Source organism: Methanobacterium sp. CWC-01, assembly GCF_030323845.1.
GTDB classification, from domain to species: domain Archaea; phylum Methanobacteriota; class Methanobacteria; order Methanobacteriales; family Methanobacteriaceae; genus Methanobacterium; species Methanobacterium aridiramus.
On the sequence record NZ_CP040735.1, the window covers coordinates 1,098,455 to 1,120,005 of the forward strand.

The 21,551-nt window shown below is 41.5% G+C and carries 29 protein-coding genes and 2 tRNA genes; 24 read left to right on the top strand and 7 right to left on the bottom strand.

Features of this window, described 5'->3' with window-relative positions:
• Window positions 1–7 precede the first annotated feature (7 nt).
• From FGU46_RS05875 to FGU46_RS05910, 8 genes are all read left to right on the top strand, one after another.
• On the top strand, window positions 8–364 hold the full coding sequence (locus FGU46_RS05875) for a dihydrofolate reductase family protein (RefSeq protein ID WP_286472739.1): 357 nt from the start codon (window positions 8–10) through the stop codon (window positions 362–364).
• Between the two features lie 19 nt (window positions 365–383).
• Complete coding sequence (locus tag FGU46_RS05880; protein WP_286472740.1) at window positions 384–698, top strand: dihydrofolate reductase family protein; 315 nt, start codon at window positions 384–386, stop codon at window positions 696–698.
• Between the two features lie 242 nt (window positions 699–940).
• Complete coding sequence (locus FGU46_RS05885; protein WP_286472741.1) at window positions 941–1,321, top strand: DUF3221 domain-containing protein; 381 nt, start codon at window positions 941–943, stop codon at window positions 1,319–1,321.
• Window positions 1,322–1,409: 88 nt separating this feature from the next.
• Window positions 1,410–1,481 (top strand) — tRNA-Cys (locus FGU46_RS05890).
• Window positions 1,482–1,495: 14 nt separating this feature from the next.
• Window positions 1,496–1,648: transfer RNA gene (locus FGU46_RS05895), tRNA-Trp, on the top strand.
• Window positions 1,649–1,684: 36 nt separating this feature from the next.
• Window positions 1,685–2,302 (top strand): MBL fold metallo-hydrolase, encoded by a 618-nt coding sequence (locus FGU46_RS05900; protein ID WP_286472742.1) that lies wholly within the window; start codon window positions 1,685–1,687, stop codon window positions 2,300–2,302.
• Between the two features lie 212 nt (window positions 2,303–2,514).
• On the top strand, window positions 2,515–3,333 hold the full coding sequence (locus tag FGU46_RS05905) for a helix-turn-helix transcriptional regulator (protein ID WP_286472743.1): 819 nt from the start codon (window positions 2,515–2,517) through the stop codon (window positions 3,331–3,333).
• A 52-nt stretch (window positions 3,334–3,385) separates the two neighbouring features.
• Entirely contained in the window at window positions 3,386–4,195 is an 810-nt protein-coding gene (locus tag FGU46_RS05910; RefSeq protein WP_286472744.1) for a UbiA family prenyltransferase, read from the top strand.
• Window positions 4,196–4,363: 168 nt separating this feature from the next.
• On the opposite strand, the gene FGU46_RS05915 is transcribed toward FGU46_RS05910, so the two are convergent.
• The 4 genes from FGU46_RS05915 to FGU46_RS05930 form a co-directional block, all read right to left on the bottom strand.
• The gene (locus tag FGU46_RS05915) at window positions 4,364–4,504 is read right to left on the bottom strand and encodes a hypothetical protein (protein ID WP_286472745.1); all 141 of its coding nucleotides are present in this window, start codon (window positions 4,502–4,504) and stop codon (window positions 4,364–4,366) included.
• 303 nt (window positions 4,505–4,807) lie between these two features.
• Window positions 4,808–5,458 carry a potassium channel family protein gene (locus FGU46_RS05920; RefSeq protein WP_286472746.1) on the bottom strand — a complete coding sequence of 217 codons (651 nt, stop codon included), beginning with the start codon at window positions 5,456–5,458 and terminating at the stop codon, window positions 4,808–4,810.
• Window positions 5,459–5,540: 82 nt separating this feature from the next.
• Entirely contained in the window at window positions 5,541–6,971 is a 1,431-nt protein-coding gene (locus tag FGU46_RS05925) for a TrkH family potassium uptake protein (protein WP_286472747.1), read from the bottom strand.
• A gap of 188 nt (window positions 6,972–7,159) precedes the next feature.
• A complete protein-coding gene (locus tag FGU46_RS05930; protein ID WP_286478261.1) occupies window positions 7,160–7,951 on the bottom strand; it encodes a slipin family protein in 792 nt (263 codons plus the stop codon).
• A gap of 214 nt (window positions 7,952–8,165) precedes the next feature.
• On the opposite strand from FGU46_RS05930, the gene FGU46_RS05935 reads away from it, so the two are divergent.
• From FGU46_RS05935 to fhcD, 3 genes are all read left to right on the top strand, one after another.
• Window positions 8,166–8,651 (top strand): metallophosphoesterase, encoded by a 486-nt coding sequence (locus FGU46_RS05935; protein WP_286472748.1) that lies wholly within the window; start codon window positions 8,166–8,168, stop codon window positions 8,649–8,651.
• Between the two features lie 240 nt (window positions 8,652–8,891).
• Complete coding sequence (locus FGU46_RS05940; RefSeq protein WP_286472749.1) at window positions 8,892–9,284, top strand: pyridoxamine 5'-phosphate oxidase family protein; 393 nt, start codon at window positions 8,892–8,894, stop codon at window positions 9,282–9,284.
• A gap of 18 nt (window positions 9,285–9,302) precedes the next feature.
• Entirely contained in the window at window positions 9,303–10,202 is a 900-nt protein-coding gene (gene fhcD / locus FGU46_RS05945) for a formylmethanofuran--tetrahydromethanopterin N-formyltransferase (protein ID WP_286472750.1), read from the top strand.
• A 28-nt stretch (window positions 10,203–10,230) separates the two neighbouring features.
• Here the strand turns inward: fhcD and FGU46_RS05950 are convergent, their stop codons facing one another.
• Entirely contained in the window at window positions 10,231–12,180 is a 1,950-nt protein-coding gene (locus FGU46_RS05950) for a 3H domain-containing protein (RefSeq protein WP_286472751.1), read from the bottom strand.
• A gap of 93 nt (window positions 12,181–12,273) precedes the next feature.
• On the opposite strand from FGU46_RS05950, the gene FGU46_RS05955 reads away from it, so the two are divergent.
• Window positions 12,274–13,752 carry an NAD(P)H-hydrate dehydratase gene (locus tag FGU46_RS05955; protein WP_286472752.1) on the top strand — a complete coding sequence of 493 codons (1,479 nt, stop codon included), beginning with the start codon at window positions 12,274–12,276 and terminating at the stop codon, window positions 13,750–13,752.
• Window positions 13,753–13,767: 15 nt separating this feature from the next.
• On the opposite strand, the gene FGU46_RS05960 is transcribed toward FGU46_RS05955, so the two are convergent.
• A complete protein-coding gene (locus tag FGU46_RS05960) occupies window positions 13,768–14,028 on the bottom strand; it encodes a pro-sigmaK processing inhibitor BofA family protein (protein ID WP_286472753.1) in 261 nt (86 codons plus the stop codon).
• Between the two features lie 26 nt (window positions 14,029–14,054).
• Window positions 14,055–15,233, bottom strand: a complete 1,179-nt coding sequence (locus tag FGU46_RS05965) for an argininosuccinate synthase (protein WP_286472754.1) — start codon at window positions 15,231–15,233, stop codon at window positions 14,055–14,057.
• Between the two features lie 94 nt (window positions 15,234–15,327).
• Between FGU46_RS05965 and FGU46_RS05970 the strand changes: the two genes are divergently transcribed.
• The 12 genes from FGU46_RS05970 (at window position 15,328) to FGU46_RS06025 (ending at window position 21,493) form a co-directional block, all read left to right on the top strand.
• The gene (locus tag FGU46_RS05970) at window positions 15,328–16,071 is read left to right on the top strand and encodes a succinylglutamate desuccinylase/aspartoacylase domain-containing protein (protein ID WP_286472755.1); all 744 of its coding nucleotides are present in this window, start codon (window positions 15,328–15,330) and stop codon (window positions 16,069–16,071) included.
• A gap of 366 nt (window positions 16,072–16,437) precedes the next feature.
• Window positions 16,438–16,788, top strand: coding sequence for a metal-dependent hydrolase (locus tag FGU46_RS10880; RefSeq protein WP_353619898.1), 351 nt, complete (start codon window positions 16,438–16,440; stop codon window positions 16,786–16,788).
• 326 nt (window positions 16,789–17,114) lie between these two features.
• Window positions 17,115–17,426 carry a monovalent cation/H+ antiporter subunit E gene (locus tag FGU46_RS05980; protein ID WP_286472757.1) on the top strand — a complete coding sequence of 104 codons (312 nt, stop codon included), beginning with the start codon at window positions 17,115–17,117 and terminating at the stop codon, window positions 17,424–17,426.
• Window positions 17,423–17,692, top strand: a complete 270-nt coding sequence (locus FGU46_RS05985) for a monovalent cation/H+ antiporter complex subunit F (protein ID WP_286472758.1) — start codon at window positions 17,423–17,425, stop codon at window positions 17,690–17,692. Before FGU46_RS05980 ends, FGU46_RS05985 begins: the two co-directional genes overlap by 4 nt.
• Window positions 17,685–17,957: a monovalent cation/H(+) antiporter subunit G gene (locus FGU46_RS05990; RefSeq protein WP_286472759.1), complete on the top strand. Its 273-nt coding sequence runs from the start codon at window positions 17,685–17,687 to the stop codon at window positions 17,955–17,957. The genes FGU46_RS05985 and FGU46_RS05990 overlap by 8 nt, the downstream gene beginning before the upstream one ends.
• Window positions 17,954–18,187, top strand: coding sequence for a DUF4040 domain-containing protein (locus FGU46_RS05995; protein ID WP_286472760.1), 234 nt, complete (start codon window positions 17,954–17,956; stop codon window positions 18,185–18,187). Before FGU46_RS05990 ends, FGU46_RS05995 begins: the two co-directional genes overlap by 4 nt.
• 2 nt (window positions 18,188–18,189) lie before the next feature.
• A complete protein-coding gene (locus FGU46_RS06000; RefSeq protein WP_286472761.1) occupies window positions 18,190–18,552 on the top strand; it encodes a cation:proton antiporter subunit C in 363 nt (120 codons plus the stop codon).
• A 77-nt stretch (window positions 18,553–18,629) separates the two neighbouring features.
• Entirely contained in the window at window positions 18,630–20,135 is a 1,506-nt protein-coding gene (gene ehbF / locus FGU46_RS06005) for an energy conserving hydrogenase EhbF (RefSeq protein ID WP_286472762.1), read from the top strand.
• A complete protein-coding gene (locus FGU46_RS06010; RefSeq protein WP_286472763.1) occupies window positions 20,132–20,467 on the top strand; it encodes an energy-converting hydrogenase B subunit G, EhbG in 336 nt (111 codons plus the stop codon). Before ehbF ends, FGU46_RS06010 begins: the two co-directional genes overlap by 4 nt.
• Window positions 20,460–20,738: an EhbH gene (locus tag FGU46_RS06015; protein ID WP_286472764.1), complete on the top strand. Its 279-nt coding sequence runs from the start codon at window positions 20,460–20,462 to the stop codon at window positions 20,736–20,738. The genes FGU46_RS06010 and FGU46_RS06015 overlap by 8 nt, the downstream gene beginning before the upstream one ends.
• Window positions 20,739–21,218, top strand: a complete 480-nt coding sequence (locus FGU46_RS06020) for an MnhB domain-containing protein (protein ID WP_286472765.1) — start codon at window positions 20,739–20,741, stop codon at window positions 21,216–21,218.
• On the top strand, window positions 21,215–21,493 hold the full coding sequence (locus FGU46_RS06025; protein ID WP_286472766.1) for an energy-converting hydrogenase B subunit J: 279 nt from the start codon (window positions 21,215–21,217) through the stop codon (window positions 21,491–21,493). The genes FGU46_RS06020 and FGU46_RS06025 overlap by 4 nt, the downstream gene beginning before the upstream one ends.
• Window positions 21,494–21,551 lie beyond the last annotated feature (58 nt).

Here is a 21,551-nt window from a genome sequence, read left to right on the forward strand (position 1 = left end):
GTATCACATGTTGCCGTGGGGAATAACCTTTAATGCCACAAGTGTGGATGGACGTATAACTGGGTTTGATGCTGATGTGGATTTATATTACCAGTTAGCATCAGAAATAGGTGCTGATGCTGTGCTGATGGGGAGTAAAACAGTATTAACCGGTTTCCATGTAAACCCCGGCGATATATCCGAAGAAAGTCAGGAAGACTTCCAACCTCGAGAAGTGGATCCCGAGGATCATAGACCGATACTGGTGGTTCCGGACAGTAGAGGACAGATTCGTATTTGGAGTGAAGTTCGTCGCATGCCCTACATCAGAGATATCATAGTATTATGTTCCCGTTCTACTCCTAAAGAATTTAGACTTTCTTGATGAAAGGTTCATCCCCTACATGATAGTTGGTTACAAGCAAGCTGATTTAGAAACTGCTCTCCATGAATTAAACCTTCAATTCGGTGTTAAACTGGTTAGGATCGATAGTGGTGGAGTTTTAAATGGGGCTCTCTTTCAGGCGGGGTTAGTTGATGAGGTACATGTCCTGATACACCCCGTTTTAGTGGGAACAGCTGAAAACTCCATTTACAATACGGAACTGGAATCAGATAGGGAAAATGTTCAGTTAAAATTAGTTGATGTGGATGGATTAGAAGATGGCATGGTTTATTTAACTTACCAGGTTTCAAAAAGCTTTAATCGGCCACTGTAATTACGTTTATAGCTCAATTGGGAGATATGTGGTTGTTAGTTTATGGATTTGGTATTATTTGAAGCGAATCTTATGATAAGGGTTCGGGATCACAATTTCCTAGAAAATTTCATTTATCTAATTTATTGTCATCTGGTCCTGTCAGTTCGTGCCCTGATGGGTATATATCTTTTTAGTTAGAGAGTTAGGATGCAAAAACATATTAATAAGGGCACAACATATTAACCGTGAAAGGAGAGAACATGAGGGTCATAACATTAATCGCATTGCTGCTGGTATTGTTTATGGGTGTGGCCTATGGAGTTTTCTGTGCCACCGGCGAGGAACCTGTAGACATGAAGGGCCAAGTTGTAGGAGTATGTTATCCTGACTCTCAAAATGTTACTAATAACACGGAATCGGTTCTAGTCCAGGGAACAATGGCTGATAACAACCAAACAATGAATATTTCCGTTAAAATATCTGAAGAAACTATAATTATGGAGAATAGCGCTGGCCAAAGTTCTAACAGTTCTTTTGAAAATATTCAACCTGGACAAGCCGTAGAAATCCGCTTTACTGGGCCTTTACTCCAATCTTATCCGCCGCAAACCACTGCCAGTCAGATTACCATTTTGAAATAAGAATTACAACCCTTAGATCTTTTTTTTCATCCCTGTCAGTTGCACTACGTAAGGTTTAAATAGAAACAAAACTTAACCTAAGTGTTAAGCCAAGGTAGCTTAGAGGCGAAGCGGTGGACTGCAGATCCATTACACGGGAGTTCAAATCTCTCCCTTGGCTTTAAACCATTTAAAGGGGTCATGGTGTAACCAGGCCATCATCTGGGACTCCAGTTGTCTTTGAAGAAACGCGCGCTCTGACGTTAGGTATTACAATCGGATGATGATCGATTGGAGTACTGAGACAAGAGAAATCCTAGGATCAGGGTTCAAATCCCTGTGACCCCACTTTTTCTGTAACCTCATTATGAGGGGGATAATTTTTTGAACAAAATTAACGACATTCTAATGATAGAAGGACGCGGATACGATTCTAACATCTACGTTTTTGAGGATGTGGTGGTTGACACCGGTACCGGTGAAAATATTGGTTACTTTTTTGATTCTCTTAAAAATGGGGGTATTGCTATGGAAGATCTATCCCTAATTGTGAACACCCATAACCATTATGATCATGTGGGTGGTAATCGATACCTGGATCTGGATGTGGCCATGCATCTAGAAGATGCAATCCCCTATGAGATTGGTGATGACCTGGCTACCGCGGCTGTTATGTTCGGAAGATCAATGGGGAAGATGAGTGTTGACCTCAAACTCAAAGAAGGGGACAAAATAGGTGGATTCAAAGTTATACATACTCCGGGTCATACCCGGGGGGGCATATGTCTTTATGATGGTGAAACCCTGGTCTCTGGTGACACAGTATTTGCTGGTGGTGGTTTTGGACGTGTTGATTTGGGTGGGAATCTTGGTGACATGATCAATTCTTTAGAAAGGCTTAGTAAACTGAAAGTTGAAAATTTGCTTCCTGGTCATGGGCCATGGACTGATCATGGTTCAGAACATATCCACTGGGCAAAGGATTTACTGAATGTATTATAATGTGTTTTAGTTCACACAAAAATATATTATAGTAGGGTATTAATATTGCATATGTTGAGGGAAAAAATGTTAGATGTTAATAATAGAGATATGGTGGCCATTAACGACCAAACAATGAATTTAAGTCCAAATTTTATAATAGACGCCATAAACAGTTTTGCTCTCAAAAAACAAAATTCTCGAGAGTTAATAAATTAAGGGATGGGAATATAATGAAAGACAACGCCTACGAATTGTTGGACGAAGTACAAGACAATCTCAAGTTCCTAGCAATTTCGGGAGTAAGAGCGAAAATAATGATTACTCTCCATGGGGGGCCGAAAAATCTTTCTGAACTTAGAGAACTTATAGATCTGAGGTCATCAACAATTCTCCATGGTATGAATGAACTGGAAAAAAGAAACATTGTCAAAAAAACTGGGGATCGTTACAATCTTACTCCTAGTGGCAAAATTCTCACTTTAAATTTCAAGGATCTAGTCAAATCAGTAATAGTCACTAAAAGATTCGAAAAACTATGGGATGGACATTGCATTGAAGGTATACCTGATAATCTTTTGCTGCAGATAGGATCTTTAATGAATGGAGATCTTATCCAATCAGAACCTACCGACATCTACAAGCCGCATATGACCTTCACTCAGTTATTACCTCCTGTGAATAAATTTCGAGGTGTTTCTCCATTGTTTCACTCAGATTTCAAGGATCTAATGATACAGATGGTATTGAATGGTGTTGATACACAGCTAATTGTCACTGAAAGCATAATGAATAAGCTTTATGAGCTTGCTGCCCAGGAACCAGAAACATTTACGAATCTTACTTCCCAGGAAAATTTTGAACTATGGATCACAGATGAGGATGTAAAAATTGGCTTTACAGTCACTGATCAGTTCGTTTCATTAGGATTGGCGTTTGAAGATGGATCTTATGATTATAGTATGGACTTGGTGAGTGATGATCTTGATGCAATCCTATGGGGAGAAAAATTATTCAAATATTACCGAGAAAAGTCTAAAAAAATTATTTGACGGTTTTTTATCTTTTTCAGAAAAAATATTATCTTTTTTAGTTTTTAATTCCTTGTTCATATCCTTGGTGTGTGTTTTTTTAACCTATTGTTCCTTTGAATTTCTGAATGTACAGCCCAACTCTATACTACTTATTGCTGTTTTCCTTTCAACATTCTCGGTTTACAGTTTAAACCGTCTAACCGATTTGGAAGAGGATTCCGTTAATATTCCAGAAAGAGGTGCTTATGTTAAGGGAAAGGAAAAAATCTTGCTGTTTTTATGTATCCTATCCTATGCTGTTGCTCTGCTAATAGGAGTGATCGTGAATCCAGTGATCATACTGGTGTTCCTGTTTCCTCTGATTATTGGTGTCCTCTATAGTATAGAAGTTTCTCCAAAGCTTCCACGGCTTAAGAACATTCCAGGGATGAAAAACTTCATTGTTACTCTTAGCTGGGTAGTTGGCGCTGTTTTTGTCCCGTTGACCTGCAATTATCAGGGATTTGGCCCCACTGTCATGATATTCATTTTTATATTCATTAAAATCTTTGTGAACGCAGTTTCCTTCGACATACGGGACATTGAAGGAGATAAAAAAAGCGGAGTGAAAACTATACCGGTACTGCTGGGAAGGTCAAGGACCAAACTCTTGTTATTAGGAATTCAATCCATGCTTATTCCCTGGTTTTTAATAGCAATTTTAGAGGGTTTTTTTCTCCATTACTGGCTAATATTTGCTTTTTCCATATTCTATGGGTTTTGGTACATAAGTTATTTCTCTGAAAACAGAAAATTAGAGGCCTTTTCCCGAGATTTATTTGTGGATGGAGAATGGATTTTAATTGCGGCTTTATGTTTTATGGTGAACCTGCATTTTTAGAATAATTGAAACTAGAATAGTGAAGAGTAGAAAACTAGGAAACCATAACCATGATTTATTTGGCCCCCCAATAGCCATAAAGTCGGAATAAGTTATAAACCACGTTCCTGCCTCCTGGTTTGCATTAATTATGATGTAATATTAATTATGATGTAATTAGAATCCCATCTAAATTTTTCTGACTTCAGGTAGATTATCAGCATATCCTATGGCATCCTGGGCCTCTTGATAGGATCCGTTTTGAATGGTGAGTTGTTGTAGCCATCCGACTGTGTCTGACTTTGGATGATATCCATTTTTTCGTAGCACTGATTCCCCCTAGTGATATTAGCACCACCATGAAGATGATCATGGCCATTTTTTGTATTTGGGCTGTAAACGAAGATAAAGTATAATGATCACGGATATGGCCAGGATGGTGGTGAAAGCGTCAGTGTAGTATTATATATCAGCCGTAAAACGGGTCAGGGAGAGAGGAAACCAATGGCAATAGAAGAAATCAAAATCAATTGAAATCCCACCTAAAGCTCCTGATAATTTATCTTTAACCTTTAAAAAACTTAAAATAATGAAAGGAATTAAAAATGGGTGAAAGAATCCATAAAAATCCTTTTATCCAATGAAAAGTTTCGCGGTCTTCTTCACAGCCTGGGTTTTCACCAGAACCGAGATACGATCGTTCTCCTTCAACACCATATCGGCCTTGGGAATGGTGATATTTCCATTATGGTGAATGGCCACGATGATATAATCCTCGGTAGGACTGACATCTGACACCCTCTTACCGATGATTTTTTTATTTTGAACGCTCATTTCAAGTATTTCTCCACTTCCTTTACCTATTACAATTAGATCGGCAATTTTGGGGCGAGTGATCAATTTTTCTAGATAACCGGCGGCGGTAAGCTCAGGACTGATCACATCATGAATGCCCACCTTCCTAAAGGCCTCGGCGTGATCAGGGTTGCTAAGTCGGGCAATGATCTTAGGAACATGATATTCCTTTACCAGGATACAAGAAAGCAAATTTGCTTCATCGTTACCAGTTGCAGCCACAAATACGTCTGCATCAGCTATATTGGCCTCTTCTAATGTTTTAACATTAGTTCCGCTTCCACATAGTACCAGAGCGTCAAGTTCAGCCGCAGCATTAGAACAAAGATTAGAATCGTTCTCTATTAGTGTAACATCCCGTCCTCGGGTGACAAGGGAAGATGCCAGGGTTAATCCCACCCTTCCACCTCCCATAATAACAATGTACATTAGTAAACACCTTAAGTTGTTATTTATTTAAAAACTTGGCATCAAATTTATCCTGTGTTTTAATAGCTTTTGTTTGTACACTTCACCTTTTAAATAGATCGACGAAAAGTTTTAACAGAACCAGAACCGGTATTATCTCGATCCTCCCCACCCACATATTTATTATTAAGAAAATTTCGGTCAAGGGGGGCATTGTGGGGGCGACGATGCCTGTGGACAGGCCAACGTTACCCTGGGCAGATGCTACTTCAAATATGGAATTAATCCCCCCATATCCATACTGCATAAGGACCAGCCAGCTTGCAAACAGGAATATAAAGTAAAGGAACAGGTATCCTCCAGCTTCTCTTATCTCTTCATCACCCACCGCTTTTCCGGAAATTTTTCTAGGAATTACGGAACCAGCCGGGGATACTATTCTTAAAATCTCCCAATAAATCCCCTTTACCAGAGTAATTATTCGGATGAGTTTAAGGGCGCCGGTAGTCGAACCAGCAGACATACCAATTATCATACAGGCGGTAATAATGATTTTAGCATAATCAGGCCAGTTAACCATCACGTTCACTGGTTGGATGTTGGAACCAGTGCAACTCAGGGCAGAAATAACAAAAAAAACAGCATCAATGGTGGCAAATTTAGTTCCCACTATTAACAGAATGGAAAATAATGCTATCATGATGATGGTGGTCTGGAACTGTATATCACGCAAAACATCAATGGCCCTGCCCTTCAGGGCCTTATAATGAACCAAAAAGCTGGTACCACCAATAACCATCAGGATCATGGTGATGATGTAGATGGCCAGGCTATGATAAGCCCCGATGTTATCATTTTTAACCGACATACCACCGGTGGAGAGATTGGTGAAGGTATTATTGATGGCATCAAAAATAGGCATACCTGCAGCTATATATAGCAAAATTCCCACTACCGTGTAAAATAGATATATCCACCAAATGGTTTTCACTGTTCCGGTGATACTGGGCTTTATTTTCTCTTCCCGAGCTTCAGACTTGTAAAGACGCGCTGCTGCTGTGCCAGGACGAATTAATATTCCAATAATAACAATTATAACTCCTAAACCACCAACCCATTGTTCCAGGCTTCTTAAAAATAGAATAGACTTGGGAAGTATCTCCACGTTAGTGAATATTGATAAACCGCTACCAGTCCAGGCGGACATGCTCTCGAAAAAAGCGTTCAAAAAATCTATATGAGTACCCATCACTAAACAGAGGCTACCAATCAGGGCAGCCCACAACCAGGCCACGGCCGCTATGATCATCCCATGTTTAAGCCCTAATTTATCGTCCTGGGATGAACGCATTTTGAGTAGATATCCCAGGGCCAGGGATAAAATAGAAGGTATAATAAAGGCCAGATAAGTGCTTTCGTTGTATACTAAGGCAGTTATTAAGGGTAAGAGGACCACTACCCCGGTGCCCTGCATGATCATTCCCAGGGGATGTGCTATTAAAAGCAAATCCCTCCTTCTAAGTTGACCTATCATCTATACCGTATAACTCATGGACGGCACTATGATATAAATCTGACCACGGGATTGCTATTAACTGCCGAAATCTTCCGGTTATATCCATATACTCCATGGAATTAGCAGGGTTTTTATCAGGGTTTTTAAAGCATTCCAGCACCCTGCGTAATTCAAAGCTTCTATGGAGTTTAAAGATCTATAAAGGCTTATTTAGATTTTTTAATTTCCTTAGCACTGGGCACTTCTGATTCCAGGAAGTCCTTAATATCCCTTATGCTGTTGAGTAGCTGGGCAGGGAATACTATGGTTGAGTTTTTCTCGGCAGCAATGATGCTCAGCACCTGCATGATACGCAGCTGAAGTGCCACAGGGTGTTCAGCAATTATGTCGGCTGCTTCTCCTAGTTTGCCGGCAGCAAGATATTCGCCCTCGGCCGATATGATTTTGGCCCTTTTTTCTCTTTCTGCCTCTGCTTGCAATGCGATGGCCCTTTGCATGCTGTCGGGTAACTTAATATCTTTTATCTCCACTGTAGTAACTTTAATACCCCAAGCTTCACTGTGAGTGTCAATTATCTCCTGAATTTTACTGTTTACCAGGGGAGTTTCGGATAATACTTCATCTAAAGTGAACTGTCCCACCACACTCCGAACTGTGGTCTGTGAAATCTGGTTCACGGCCCGGTTGTAGTTCTCAATTTCCACCACAGCTTTGTAGGCATCTACAACTTTGAAATAGGCCACTGCTGCCACATCAATGGTCACGTTATCCTGAGTTATAATTTTCTGGGCCGGGATAGGCATGGTGACTATCTGCAGGGATGGTTTCACCATCCGATCCACCAGGGGAATAATTAAACGAAGTCCAGGGTCTCGAACTCCTATAACCTTTCCCAGTCTAAAAACAACGCCTCTTTCATACTGATTGACTATACGGATAGATAATGCCAGTATAATCAATATTACTACTCCGATGATGATTAATGTTATAGGATCCAAAGCCATCAAATCAACCTCCAAAGTTTATACAATTGACCTCCGTTATTGTATATTATGGAGATTTGTTACTAATATTTTTGAATGAAATTTGTATTTTTAATAATCATTAACTTCAGTAATAATCATTTAAAAGGAAAATTGAGTTTCTTCATAAAAAATATTTGCAAGAAAAGGTAGAATTACTAGATAATAATTATATTTTAGAGGGGTAAGGATGTTAATCGGAATAATGTCAGACAGTCATGATCATCTGGAAGCAATTCGTCTGGCGGTTGATTTTTTTAACCATAATGGGGTGGAGCTGGTCATACATGCAGGGGATCTCATCTCCCCCTTCACCGCTTTCGAGTTTAAAAAACTTAAAATGCCTTTTGAAGCTATATACGGAAACAATGATGGGGAAAGGGAGGGATTAAAAACAGCGTTTAAGGAACTTTGTAATCTGGAGGATTTCAAGGAGATACACACTGATGGAAGGAAGATAGCTGTTATCCATGGTGCAAACCAGAGCTTAGTAGATGCATTGGCCAGTGGTGAGAACTATGATGTTCTGATAAGGGGGCATAGCCATCAAATGGATGTTTCAGGTGATAAAACAATTATAATTAATCCCGGAGAGACCTGTGGATATCTTTCCGGTAAAAAAACAGTAATTCTACTTTCAACCGAGGATTTAAATTTTAAAAAAGTACTTTTATAGTTAAAGTAGCGAAATTCCGTTACAATGAGTGGTTATTTATTTTTTAAACATTTTAAAATAATCGATTATTAATTTAACGTTATTTATTGGTTAAAACCTTAAATTCATTTGGATTATGGTGTTAACTGGACTGTCATTTCACAAAATTAAATCAAAAAGATTATAAAAGTATGTAAATCAATCAATATCTATTGCTATTTAAACACACCATGTCTTAATTGGGAAATGGAGGTCTATTAAATGATGAACGCGGAAATGATGGAAATAATTGAGAAAGAGCGCGCATATGTGGCCACGGCCACTCCAGAGGGAGTTCCGAACGTGGTCCCCATTGGATTTATCAAGCCATTGGACGAAAAAACGGTCATAATTGCTGATAGTTATATGGTAAAAAGCCGGGCTAATCTGGAAGCCAATCCTAAAATAGCCTTTGTGGTTCAGGACGCGGCTCGATACCCCTACCAGTTTAAGGGTTCTGTGAAAATATTCACTGAAGGTAAATATTTTGATGAAGTGGTTAACTGGGTGAAAGATACCAACCCGCTGGCTCCCAGTCCGAAAGCAGCGATAATAATAACCATTGAAGAGATTTACTCAGTTAAAGTCGGTGATGCCGGTAAGAAGATAGCCTAAACTAATATGGTGATTTTGATGCAAATTAACAACGTAGAAATAGAAGATACCTTTGCAGAAGCTTTCGATATATACGTTTCAAAATTCTTGGTTACAGCTGCCACCCAAAAATTCGCCAAAATAGCAGCCGATGAAACGGTAGGATTTGGTTCATCAGTAATTTCATGTCCAGCCGAGGCCGGCATTGACGCCTACATTCCTCCTAATGAAACTCCCGATGGGAGGCCCGGATACGTGGTAATGATCTGTCACCCTAAAAAAGACGAACTGGAGCACCAACTCATCGAAAGAATCGGCCAATGTATATTAACCTCGGCCACCACCGCGGTGTTCGATGCCATGGGCGATGAAGCCGATGAAAAACTAAGAATAGGATTTAAACTCAAATTCTTTGCCGATGGATATGATTCGGAGGGTAATGTTGGTGGAAGAAAAATTTATAAAATTCCACTTATGTCTGGAGATTTTGTAATAGAGGAAGAATTAGGAATTAAAGGCGGAGTTGCCGGAGGTAACTTCTTTGTAATGGCTGAAAATCAGGCATCAGCTCTTCTTGGCGCAGAAGTTGCTGTTGATGCTATTCAAGGGGTTCCTGGGACCATTACTCCTTTCCCCGGAGGTATAGTTGCTTCAGGTTCCAAGGTGGGTTCTCTCAAGTACAAGTTCATGCACGCCACCACCAACGAAAAGTTCTGCCCCACCCTGAGAGGTGCCGAAGGTATTGACTGTGAGATCCCGGAAGGAATTGAAGGTATATACGAAATCGTCATTGATGGAGTCAGCGAGGACGCAATTAAAGAGGCCATGAAGGCAGGAATAAATGCAGCAGTAAAGGTTCCTGGTGTTAAGAGGATCTATGCCGGTAACTACGGCGGAACACTAGGTGCCTATCAGATCTGGCTTACCAGTCTCTTCTAAACCTCTTTTTATTCTTTTTTAATTTTTTTTAATCTTCAATACAAAATTTACGAGCCTCAGCACTCTCTACAATTTCCCAGATCTCTTCTTCGGGAACATCCGCGCCCAGGAGCATACCTTCTTTTATCAAAGCCTTTTCAATACTTTTAATCACCTTTACATCCGGCGCAGAAACAGTGTGGGAATGTATATGTCTTGAAATCTCGTCAAGTGCTTGTAAGGATCTTTTGGCGTCGGGTTTCTGGTACTCCTTTTCACACCTTTCCAGATCTTCCATGGACTTTAGATACAATTTGCGGGTCACCACCTGATGCACACCGGGAAGATAATGTTTTGAGTCTAAAATACGTCCTCCAAGGCTTATAACGATTTTTTTATCATCTACCTGCCCCACGTCATGTTTGAGGAGCATCTCAGAGATTCTTCCAAATTTCTGGATTTCATTGGTAATTTCGTTCTTTGTTAGATTTACCCCTAAAAGAAAGCCTTTCTCCTTCAGTTTTTCCTCTACCACTCCTAAAGTTTTGGTATCCGGCCCAGAAATACGGTGAGAGTGTATTCCTCCTCCTGAGAGAGTGTAAAGACGTTCTAGATTTTCCATCTTCACTGAATCATGATTCAATCCTTCCAGAAACCGGTCCATCTCCCCCAGTTCAGAAAGGTTAACTTTCCTCATCAATGGCTCCCTGAATCCTGGTAGATAATATTCAATATCTTCCAGGGTGCATCCGTTTTTTAGAATTATCTCTGCTTCTTCCCTTATATCCAAAACTCCGTGCATCTCCGTAATCTTGATTTCTGGTTTTATAACGACTTCAACCAGCCTTCCATATTTCCGAGCTGCTTCTTTTATTTCTTGCTCTTCTAGGTCAATCCCTAGGAGGAAACCTTCATTTTCAAGTTCTTTGGCAACTGCGTCCAGGCTCTTTTTGTCTGGACCGGAAATCCAGTGGGAGTGAATACCACTCACCGACTCGTATATCCTCTCTAATGATTTTTTACGTGATTTATCACGTTCCAAACTTTCTAAAAAACGATCTAACTGTTCTTGATCTGATAAACCAACAATTCTGGCCAAAGGTTCCTTGAATTCCGGTAGATGATATTCTATATTTTCCAGGGTGCATCCGTGTTTTAGAATTATTTCAGATTCTTTACGAATGTCAGACACGTCGTGCATCTCTGTAATCTTCATAATGGTGGGTTCGATGGCGGCGAAGTAGATGTCTGCTGCGCCGCTGGTTTCGGGGGATATGACTTTATCTGCTCCAGAGCGTGACAATCTCTTAATGTTTTCTTCTTTACTGGCTCTGGCCACTATCCATACCTCAGAATTCAGTTCTCGTGCGGTGAGAGTTATAAACAGGTTGTCCACATCATCGCCAGTGGTTATGATCACTCCCCGGGCCTTCTCCACTCTGGCCTGGCGCATCAAAGACTCTTCAGTAGCATCTCCGTGGATGGCCATGACCTCTGGCTCTGCCCAAAGCTCCTTTTCAACTACATTTTTGTCTCTTTCAATAATCAGGGCTTGTTGTTTTCTTTTCTTGAGCTCCCGGTGCACGGCGCTACCCACACGACCGTAGCCGCAGAGTATGAAATGATTGTTTAAAGATGCAATTCGCCGTTTTTCACGAGCTCCTGATGTAATATCTTCAAATGTCATGGAAACCACCGCTATGGCAAGTGTAAAGGCATAAGCTAATAGACTGGCCCCTCCTAAAACCAGGGTAACTACAAACAACTTTTGTATGGGGTTGGCAGGGCTTATGTCGCCGTAACCCACTGTTGCCGTTGTTATCACTGCAAAGTATAGGGCATTTATGGGATCCAGTCGCATTATAATCATAGATCCGATAATTCCATAGGCTAAAAGTAGACCCACACCTAGAAGCGCATATCTCAGAATAGAGGAAGGTATGGAGGGAACTACCGGGTTGGGGGGTATTGGGTTTCGCAACTGATCACCGCCTATCATCTGTTCACCCCCATCACAGAATTGCGTAAAAGAGGGCTAAAAAATCCTAAGATTAAATATCACCTTTTTATAATTTATATTAATAGTGATAACATGACTCCCAAGGACATGATGGTAGTTGATGCTAATGCCGAGGCTATGGGTATCTCAAGGTCTTCCCTCATGGAGAATGCTGGTGGATCTCTGGCCCGGAAAATTGTGGAAATAGTAGATCCCTGCCGAGTTACCATATTTGCCGGAGTGGGTGGTAATGGTGGAGACGGTTTTGTAGCAGCCCGGCACTTGCTTAACTATGGATTTGGGGTTGAGGTCCTACTCTTAGCCCACCCCTGTCAAATAAAGTCCCAGGAAACCCTCACCAACTGGGAGCTTCTAGAAAAAATTGACCATAACTTGAGTGATCTACAGATAACAGTTATAAATGATTCATCACAGGTCACACAAACGGGCTCTGATGTGGTAGTTGATGCACTTTTAGGTACCGGTGTTCATGGAAAAATTAGAGAACCCTTTTCCACTGCCATCGATGTTATAAATCAATCTAAAGCGATTAAAGTCGCTGTAGATGTTCCCAGTGGATTAGATCCTCTCACTGGGTTGGTTGGGCACAAGGCCGTGAAGGCCCATCATACCATCACTTTTCACCGGAAGAAGACTGGGCTTGAAAAAGCCAGGTCGGATTACGTGGGCACCATACATGTCTGTGACATCGGCATCCCCCTGGACGCAGAGTTGTATGCTGGCCCAGGGGATTTGTTACGTCTTCGAAAGCGAGATCAAAAATCCCATAAGGGTCAAAATGGTCGGGTGCTCATTATCGGTGGGAGTAAAGATTATTCTGGCGCTCCTGCTCTGGCTGCTCTGGCTGCCCTGGGATCTGGTGCAGATCTATCTATCGTTATTTGTCCTAAAGTTGTATCTACTGCCATACGCTCATATTCTCCAGATATAATTGTTGAAAGTCTACCTTCCGATGTTATTCTACCTTCCGATGTGGATACCATACTAAAATTCTCAGAAAAAGTGGATTCTGTTGTTCTTGGCTGTGGAGTTGGCACCGAGGAAGGGACTAAACTGGCAGTTAATCAGATAATTGAAAATATCGAAAAACCAGTCTTAATGGATGCCGATGCTTTAAAATTGGTTGACAAAGATTTATTATATGAAAAAGATTCTGAAATCGTTGTTACCCCTCATGCGGCTGAATTTAAGGCCCTTTTTGGAAAGGACGTTACTGGGAATCTGGAAGATAAAATAGGTTTGATCAGAAATTTAACTCTTAACAGTACTTTCACCATCCTTTTAAAGGGAAGAATAGATTTAATTGGCTTTAATGGTTTATTGAAACTTAATAACACTGGAAACCCGGGCATGACTGTGGGGGGTACGGGGGACTGTTTAGCAGGATTAGTCGGAGGTCTGATGGCTCAGGGGCATTCTGGATTTGAAGCTGCCCTTTTGGGTGCTTATATCAATGGAAGGGCTGGAGATCTGGCTCGAGAAAAATTTGGGTACAGTTTCACAGCCACCCAAGTTCTAAACTTCCTTCCACAAGTAATGAAACCCCAATAAAATCAATTTAGTCCCTTAATATAATCCCAGTGCTTTGGCCAATATCAAGACTCCAACTCCCAGGATACCACCAAAACCAGCAACCAGTACAGTTAAAATGGTGATGGGAATTTTGAAGAAGGGTAATATATTCCAGATGAAGAGCATTATCCAACCCAGCAGCATGTGCACGACGATGGTGAGAACTATCTTACCTACCTTCAGCAGGACATTAATGCCGATAATGCCCAGAATGACCAGGATTATTCCGATTAAAACGATTTCCAGAATGCCCATGTGTTAACCTTATTTACACCAAGAATCTATCTTTTTTTACAGATTTCCTGGTAACAAGCCGCCTGGAGGGCATAGTTTTTAACCATACCTGCCATTTCTCTTTGGTCCATATCCTTATCCTCAAAAGAGACGGCCTTTTCATTGTAGAGGCTGTATGGAGATTTTCTTCCCAGGATGCGCAGACTTCCCTTATGCAGCTTGAGCTTAACTACTCCAGACACCCTCCGCTGCATATGATCCAGGAGCTTATCCAGATCCTCACGCAGGGGCTCGTGCCACAAGCCATTGTAGATCAGTTCAGAGTAGGTTTGAGAAACTATTTCACTGAATTTAAGTTCGGCTCTGGTTAGGGTTAGCTGTTCTAATGCTTTATGGGCGGTTATAATGAACAAAGCACCGGGAGTTTCGTAGTTCTCCCTGGATTTTAAACCAATTATACGGTCTTCCATGATATCCACCCGGCCGATACCATGTAAACCAGCCACCCGATTACAGGCCTCAATAATTTCTACCGGGCCCAAGTTCTGACCATCAAGGGCCATGGGCACTCCTTTTTCAAAGGCTATCTCCATGATTTGAGCATCTTCCGGAGCATCTTCAGTGGAGCGAGTCCAGTTAAAGGCTTCTTCGGGAGTTTCTATCATAGGATCCTCTAGAATGTCTCCTTCAATGGAACGGCCCCATAAATTCTCATCGATACTGTACAGCTTGTCTGATGGGAGAGGTATGCCATGTTCCTTGGCATATTCCATTTCTTCGGTCCGGGTTAAGTTCAGATCCCGAATGGGGGCTATGACCTCGCAAGAAGAACCGGATCTGATGGTGGATTCGAAACGGAATTGATCGTTACCTTTCCCGGTACATCCATGTGAGATAGCGCTTGCACCTTCTTTTTTGGCCAGTTGCACGATTTTCATGGCAATAAGGGGTCGTGCCAGGGCAGTACTGAGGGGATAACCTTCGTAAAGGGCGTTGGCCTTAACTGCCGGAAATATGAATTCTCGTGCAAATTCTTCTTTAGCATCAATGGTGTAGTGTTTCACTCCCATATCACGGGCTAATTTTTCAGGTCGTGATATTTCCTCCTCTGGCTGACCAACGTCGACACAGGCAGTTATAACCTCTTTTTGATATTTATCTTCTAATAATTTGACACATACAGAGGTGTCCAGGCCACCGCTGAATGCAAGGACCACTTTCTCCATTTTTGAATCACCTTGATTATTTATATGAAAATTAAAATCATATCTAAAATCATATCTTATATTTACAAAGGCTTAATTTAAAACTTGGTGTAGCATGAATCTGGAAATGACCATTATGTCCTCGGGAACTGGGGGAATTATAGAGGAAAACCGTACTTTAAATCAACATTTAGTTAAAAAACCCCTGACAAAAACTCTCATCGATGCTGCTAAAGAGGGTACGCCTCTTTTAAAATTAGGAAAGGGTACTCCCCGGGTAATGATTATTTCTGGGATTCATGGTAATGAATTGCCCCCCCAAATCTCCTCGGTAAGGTTAATAAACGAGATAAGTGTAATTAAATTACGTGGCACAATTTACTTCATCCCATTTGCCATACCAAAGGCCATCATGCAAAACTCACGCCGTTTTGATGGTTTTGATATGAATCGAAGTGCATATAAACCAGGCACTATTTCTAATGACATTTTAAAGCTACTCAAATCCCTTAAAATAGGTGCTTTAGCCGATTTTCATTCCACCCAAAAGAACAGTAATCCCGGGGTTCAAAGTATTTTTTGTTCCAAGAAACCCTGTTACGAGAGTTTTAAAATGGCAAAATATATAGCAGAGAATACCTCCTCCAAAATAATATGCCAGGAAAATGCGGGAACTCTCTTTACTGGAGCCCTGGAGGATGAAGCTAACCTGAGTGGTACCCCGGCGGTTACCTGTGAAGTAGTGTCTAACAATGGATGGGTCGAAAAAGGAAGTCCAGAACGTTCATACCATCAAATGAGAACATTCTTAGATTATGCGGGATTTAAATTGATGGAATTAACTGATGTACACCCATGACCTTTTTCATGGTCAAAAAATCTTTAAAATCAGAATCTTAGGAAAATGCCGTCTTATAAGAACCATTTACTATTTTCGCTACTCATTTCCATTGCAGTCACTGCCCCCTTTTTCCCCAATGTTTTTTACCTTTCCCTGGCAGTGATTGGTGCATCCATCGTAGATCTGGATCACCCGCTTCGAAATAGTAACTTGCTTTTACTCGCCCTTTTTGGGATCATTTTAGTTCTGATCCTCTATATCATCCACTCATCTATCTTACTGGGCTTAATCCTTATCTTGTTATCATTGATTTTTTTCGTATCAACTCACCGTGGATTCATGCACTCCATATTGGGTGTAACACTCATCGCCTCCTTGTTAACAATGTTCACTTATGGCGCATTTCAACTTTTTCTTAAATTTTCAGTACCAGTTATACCCTCTCTGGCTATTATAGCTGTTTTTTTGGGTATATTAATTTTAAACAAACAGGTTGTACCCTTTTATGTTATTTTGAGTTTTTTGGGGATATTTTTAATGTCATACGTGTCTTTTAATGTATTTTATGTATTTCTTTCTTTTGTATTGGGTTTAATGAGTCATATCATTTTGGATATGTTCACTGGCAGGGGAGTGGCTCTTTTCAGCCCCTTGTATTCAAAGAAATTCGGTAAGAAGATGCTGATTTTCTTGATAATCTTGTGGATGATGGGGCTCATCTGGTTCTACATCTAATCTTTCTCAAATTCATTCACTACTTCAATGGATCTATAAGTAAATCACTAATTTGTGCACAAATTAGTATCTTATTACGGTCTTTATGTCAATTTTATTACTCTGTTAAAAGATGATTAAGGGTTGAATTGAAAAAAACCAGTTAGGGGGAAATGGGTAGAAATACCGTGGAAATTTAATTTAGTTATATTTATATATCATGTTTTATAATGATGAATTGTAATTATCATGGTTAACTTATGCTTCATTAGGGTGGCTTAATCTGTTTTAACCATGTTAATTGTGCATTGTTAATCATCATAGACAGTTTAAGGGGCTAATTCACCATGTTTATCACAAGAATATTCTATGGAATCGCCTATTTCATGGTTTTAATCTTTGAAATTATCAAGGCAACCTTGGATGTTGCCGCACGAACCGTGAACGGCAAGGTGGAGCCAGTAATTGTGGAAATACCCACTGTCCTTAAGAGACCTATTTCTCAGACTATTCTGGCTAACAGCATCACACTGACTCCTGGAACTCTATCCGTGGATTTAGATTCAGAAAATCAAGTTTTAAAGGTAGCAACTATTATTGCACGCAAAAACGAGGACGTTATTCCGTTTGAACCATACATAAAAGGGATGTTAGAATGAGTATACTAATAATATCGGAATACATTCTACTGGCGGCTCTGGCCATTTTTGCCGTTGCTTGTATACGCATCGCCACACGTAAAACCATTGGGATGGGTTTGGTCGGAACTGCAGCTTTGAGTATAGCAGTAGCCGTAATTCTCATTCTTGTTGAAAATATTTATCATATAGCCTATTGCAAGGATATTGCAACTGCCCTGGTGCTACTGGGGCCGGTGGGAACCATTGCCTTTGCCCGGGTTTTAAGGGGGTATCACAATGGATGATATTTTTACCATCATAAGGGCGAGTCTACTAATAGTATCAGCCATATTTATCCTTTTAGCAGCTTTAGGAATTTTAAGATTTAAAGATGACCTAGAAAGGGTCTTATACGCGAGAATCCACATTCTGGGGGTTGCGGACATGGCTTGTATCCTGGCCTTGCTGGTCCTGGGTGAGCCCCTACTGGCCGGGGCCTACTTTATTCTGGCCCCATTTGCATCGCATGCCATGGCCAACGGATTCTTCTACGGAGAGGATAAACAATGATTGAATATGTATTGATGATCATCACTATTCTGGGCGCTATTCTGGCTCTAATGCAGAGAGACCTCCTGAAGGCAGCTATACTCACTGGTATTCCTGGAGCATCATTAGCTTTTCTTTATCAATACCTGCTGGCCCCGGATGTGGCCTTAACCCAAGCCATCGTGGGATCAGCCATAATCCCCGTATTCATTGCACTGGCAGTTTACAAAACACGAAGGGTGGAGGATTAAAAATGATCATGGACACACAACTGGCTTCACTATTCACGGCAGGTGCCCTGATTGTTATTGGCATATTTGCAGCAGTATTCCTGGATAACCTAATAAAGAAGGTGATAGGTCTGGCTTTTATCGGAGATGGGGCCAATTTGTTCCTCATCGCCCTGGGGTACAAACCGGGCGGAATTGTGTACATTTACTTGCCAGGTATGGCCCGTGATTGGTTTGCACAGAACGCCGCTTATCCACTTCCATTTGCCCTGGTTTTAACCAGTATTGTAATAGGGGCCAGTACTATGGCCGTGATGCTGGGGATTATCATGGTGCTCTACAAGAAACACGGATCCCTAAAGGCATCCAAGGTACTGGGGGACTAATCATATGTCGTTAAATAGTTATCATAACCTGGAAACCACAAATATGAGGGTAACCTTAATTTTAAGGAGGCTATAAATTGGACCTCTTAATACCTTTAATGATCATGGTTCCCCTAATCTGTGCACTCTTTTTAAACCTTCTTCATAAAAAAGATCGCACAATAAAGACCATTGCCATTGTAGTGGCCCTTACACTACCGTTACTACCGCTACTGGCCAGCTATGGAGTACACTACTTCGGGGGATATGAGCCCCTAACCCAGAACCCTACCCTGTCCACGGGGTTACCGTCTTTAATAACTGGAACTGCACTCAATGCATTCCACCCGGCCATTACCTATTCCTTCCAGGATGCTCAGAAACTATTCATATTTATCCTAGGCCTGGTGGCTTTTCTGGCCATAATGGTTTCGCTGTTTGAAACCCGAAGGCCATCGGGAGTATATGGCTTTATGATGTTCATGGGCGTGGCGGCAGTCAGTGCCTTACTCCTTACCGATGACATTTTCAACTTCTACGTGTTCTTCGAAATCGCGGCCCTGGCCACGGTGGGAGTGGTTCTGGTATCGCAGGTGGAAGGAAATTACGAAACAGCCCTGAAATACATGATTCTGGGAAGTATAGCATCTCCTTTGCTGCTATTGGGAATTGCGCTGCTTTTAGGAGTAACTGGAAATGTTAACATTACTGATATTATTGTATCCTTAAAAAGTGGAGTTGTCGATCCACAAAATCCGGTGATTTTAATGGCTTGTGGGCTGATTTTTTTTGGGTGGCTATATGGTTCGGGGCTTCCGCCATTCCACACCATTAAATCGGCCATATATAGTAAAGCCCTCCCACATGGTGCTGCACTCCTCCAGGCCTTTTCAGTCTTTACCTTCGTAGCCCTGGGTATAATCATACTCCGTATTTTCTCCTATCTGCCCCTTTCGCAGATGGTAATCATTGGAGTTTCACTACTGGCCATGATCCTGGGAATTACCATGGCCATCATGCAAACCGATCTAAAACGTATGATCGGTTTCCTGGCAGTAGGAGAACTCGGTTATATTGGACTGGGTTTAGGGCTTGGCACAGCCTACGGGATAACTGCTGGACTCTTCCAGGCCGTCAACGAAGTAATAATCACAGCCTTCCTGTTTATTGGATTCGGAACCATTTACTACCAGACCGGTGAGAGTGATATTCGCAAGTTAGGCGGGCTTATGGTTAAGAACCCCCTGGTCGCTCTGCTGGTTCTTCTAGCCGGCTTTGCCATGGCGGGGGTGCCTCCTCTCAACGCCTTCCAGAGCAAATTAATGCTAATTCAGGCGTCAATTCAAGCGGGCCTACCCGAGTTAGGGGTTATAATGATACTCCTCAGCATTGTAACTTTTATGACCTTTATGAAGGCTTTCCACGCTGTTTACATGCGGCCCAGGCCCGTGGACCTGACCATCCGAAATGATAAAATACCCCGGGTAACCATCCTGGCCCTGTTCATATTCCTCCTTGTCTGTCTGGTCTTGGGGCTGTTTCCCCAGGTGGCCACCGACTTTTTACAGGGAATATCTACTAGTCTCGCAGGGGGTATTCCATGAATCTCTATGACCTAATTGTAAAAAAGATAAAAGATGCTCAAAAAGCTGATTCAGAGGGGCCTGTTACTAATGTGTCCACTTCGGCTATGTTAACTGCGGAAATTACCCTAATATCCTCGTTACTGGTGGCCCTGATCATGCTGAGACTGGTTAATAATGTGCTGATGATTGTAGCCATTCTGGTGGTGTTATCTACCGCAGTATTGGCTATGCCGATTATGCCGCGATTAAAAAGAGAAATGAATGATTCTCTTTATGGAATGACCTTTTACGTTGTACTGGCTTTGGTTATAGTTATTACCATTTTCTATTGGGGGAGTTTAAATGTCTGATGGTATTAAGAATCTTATAATGGGATTTTCCCTGGTAATATTTGCAGTAGCTTTATTCCAATCAATATATGACTTCAAACCTCTTATTTATCCCGGTATAAGCTACCTTTACAACTGGGTAGGTACTGAGATAGCCCCTAACATGGTAACCAACGTGGTCTTTGACTGGAGGGGTTATGATACCCTGGGAGAGGCCCTAATTCTGGTCACCGCTGTGGTTGCAGTTTTACTGGTGTTTGGAAGAGGAAAAGTCCAAATGGGAGGTAAGTAGATGAGTACCATTCTCAAGATATTTGTATTCCCCGCAGCTCTGGTTATAATGTGCCTGGGGGTTCTCACCATCCTGGGTGGGCACATCACCCCTGGAGGAGGATTTCAGGGCGGAGCCATAATAGCTGCCGGATTCATATTCTGTCTAATTGTATACGGACTTAAAGAAAGCCCATTTAAACTTTCCCATGACTTCATGGCCGCAGTTGAAAGTGTAGGTGCTTTAGGATATGTTTTCCTGGGCCTAGCAGGACTCATATTCTCCGGATTCTTCCTGTATAACGTGGGAGTGGATCTCTACAGTATCGTACCGGCATCTATTCAGTCGGTCTTCAACTACCCGGACCCTACCTCTGCCGGAATAATTCCTTACCTAAACTTCGTGGTGGGTTTGAAGGTCATGGTAGGGTTAAGTGCAGTGGTAATAGCATTCCTAGGATTTAAGGAGCTGGAAGGAGAAAAAGAGGAGGTTCAGGAATGATAATATACGCTGGACCACTTATTCTGGGTTTCATCCTAGGCTTTGTACTGGGGACCAGGATCAGGGAAGATCCGGAAAGCAAACTTAAATTTGACGCATCGGTTTACGCCGTTTTTATCATAGTGGCCATGATTGTAGCTTACTTCCTGGGCCCGTTTCCATACTACTCTGATGCACCCTTAGCCAGTGGCTTTGTAGCCTGTGCAGTGGGAATCATCCTGGGAAAACTAATATTTGGAAGAAGTGCCACTGCAAAAATCGAGGAATCAACATAACGGAATTAAAAACCACGGAATTTAAAACCATAATACTGCATCATTGCAAATAAATCAC

Excerpts from the sequence above, each read along its gene's own strand:
- FGU46_RS06015 (WP_286472764.1), top strand. The coding sequence starts at position 20,460 with ATGTCTGATGGTATTAAGAATCTTATAATGGGATTTTCCCTGGTAATA.
- FGU46_RS06010 (WP_286472763.1), top strand. The coding sequence starts at position 20,132 with ATGAATCTCTATGACCTAATTGTAAAAAAGATAAAAGATGCTCAAAAA.
- FGU46_RS05925 (WP_286472747.1), bottom strand. The coding sequence starts at position 6,971 with ATGATAGGTCAACTTAGAAGGAGGGATTTGCTTTTAATAGCACATCCC.
- FGU46_RS10880 (WP_353619898.1), top strand. The coding sequence starts at position 16,438 with ATGTTCACTTATGGCGCATTTCAACTTTTTCTTAAATTTTCAGTACCA.
- FGU46_RS06000 (WP_286472761.1), top strand. The coding sequence starts at position 18,190 with ATGATCATGGACACACAACTGGCTTCACTATTCACGGCAGGTGCCCTG.
- FGU46_RS05880 (WP_286472740.1), top strand. The coding sequence starts at position 384 with ATGATAGTTGGTTACAAGCAAGCTGATTTAGAAACTGCTCTCCATGAA.
- FGU46_RS05970 (WP_286472755.1), top strand. The coding sequence starts at position 15,328 with ATGAATCTGGAAATGACCATTATGTCCTCGGGAACTGGGGGAATTATA.
- FGU46_RS05965 (WP_286472754.1), bottom strand. The coding sequence starts at position 15,233 with ATGGAGAAAGTGGTCCTTGCATTCAGCGGTGGCCTGGACACCTCTGTA.
- FGU46_RS05875 (WP_286472739.1), top strand. The coding sequence starts at position 8 with ATGTTGCCGTGGGGAATAACCTTTAATGCCACAAGTGTGGATGGACGT.
- FGU46_RS05950 (WP_286472751.1), bottom strand. The coding sequence starts at position 12,180 with ATGATAGGCGGTGATCAGTTGCGAAACCCAATACCCCCCAACCCGGTA.
- FGU46_RS06025 (WP_286472766.1), top strand. The coding sequence starts at position 21,215 with ATGATAATATACGCTGGACCACTTATTCTGGGTTTCATCCTAGGCTTT.
- FGU46_RS05885 (WP_286472741.1), top strand. The coding sequence starts at position 941 with ATGAGGGTCATAACATTAATCGCATTGCTGCTGGTATTGTTTATGGGT.
- FGU46_RS05920 (WP_286472746.1), bottom strand. The coding sequence starts at position 5,458 with ATGTACATTGTTATTATGGGAGGTGGAAGGGTGGGATTAACCCTGGCA.
- FGU46_RS05980 (WP_286472757.1), top strand. The coding sequence starts at position 17,115 with ATGTTTATCACAAGAATATTCTATGGAATCGCCTATTTCATGGTTTTA.
- FGU46_RS05940 (WP_286472749.1), top strand. The coding sequence starts at position 8,892 with ATGATGAACGCGGAAATGATGGAAATAATTGAGAAAGAGCGCGCATAT.
- FGU46_RS05990 (WP_286472759.1), top strand. The coding sequence starts at position 17,685 with ATGGATGATATTTTTACCATCATAAGGGCGAGTCTACTAATAGTATCA.
- FGU46_RS05905 (WP_286472743.1), top strand. The coding sequence starts at position 2,515 with ATGAAAGACAACGCCTACGAATTGTTGGACGAAGTACAAGACAATCTC.
- FGU46_RS05960 (WP_286472753.1), bottom strand. The coding sequence starts at position 14,028 with ATGGGCATTCTGGAAATCGTTTTAATCGGAATAATCCTGGTCATTCTG.
- FGU46_RS06020 (WP_286472765.1), top strand. The coding sequence starts at position 20,739 with ATGAGTACCATTCTCAAGATATTTGTATTCCCCGCAGCTCTGGTTATA.
- fhcD (WP_286472750.1), top strand. The coding sequence starts at position 9,303 with ATGCAAATTAACAACGTAGAAATAGAAGATACCTTTGCAGAAGCTTTC.
- FGU46_RS05995 (WP_286472760.1), top strand. The coding sequence starts at position 17,954 with ATGATTGAATATGTATTGATGATCATCACTATTCTGGGCGCTATTCTG.
- FGU46_RS05955 (WP_286472752.1), top strand. The coding sequence starts at position 12,274 with ATGACTCCCAAGGACATGATGGTAGTTGATGCTAATGCCGAGGCTATG.
- FGU46_RS05935 (WP_286472748.1), top strand. The coding sequence starts at position 8,166 with ATGTTAATCGGAATAATGTCAGACAGTCATGATCATCTGGAAGCAATT.
- FGU46_RS05985 (WP_286472758.1), top strand. The coding sequence starts at position 17,423 with ATGAGTATACTAATAATATCGGAATACATTCTACTGGCGGCTCTGGCC.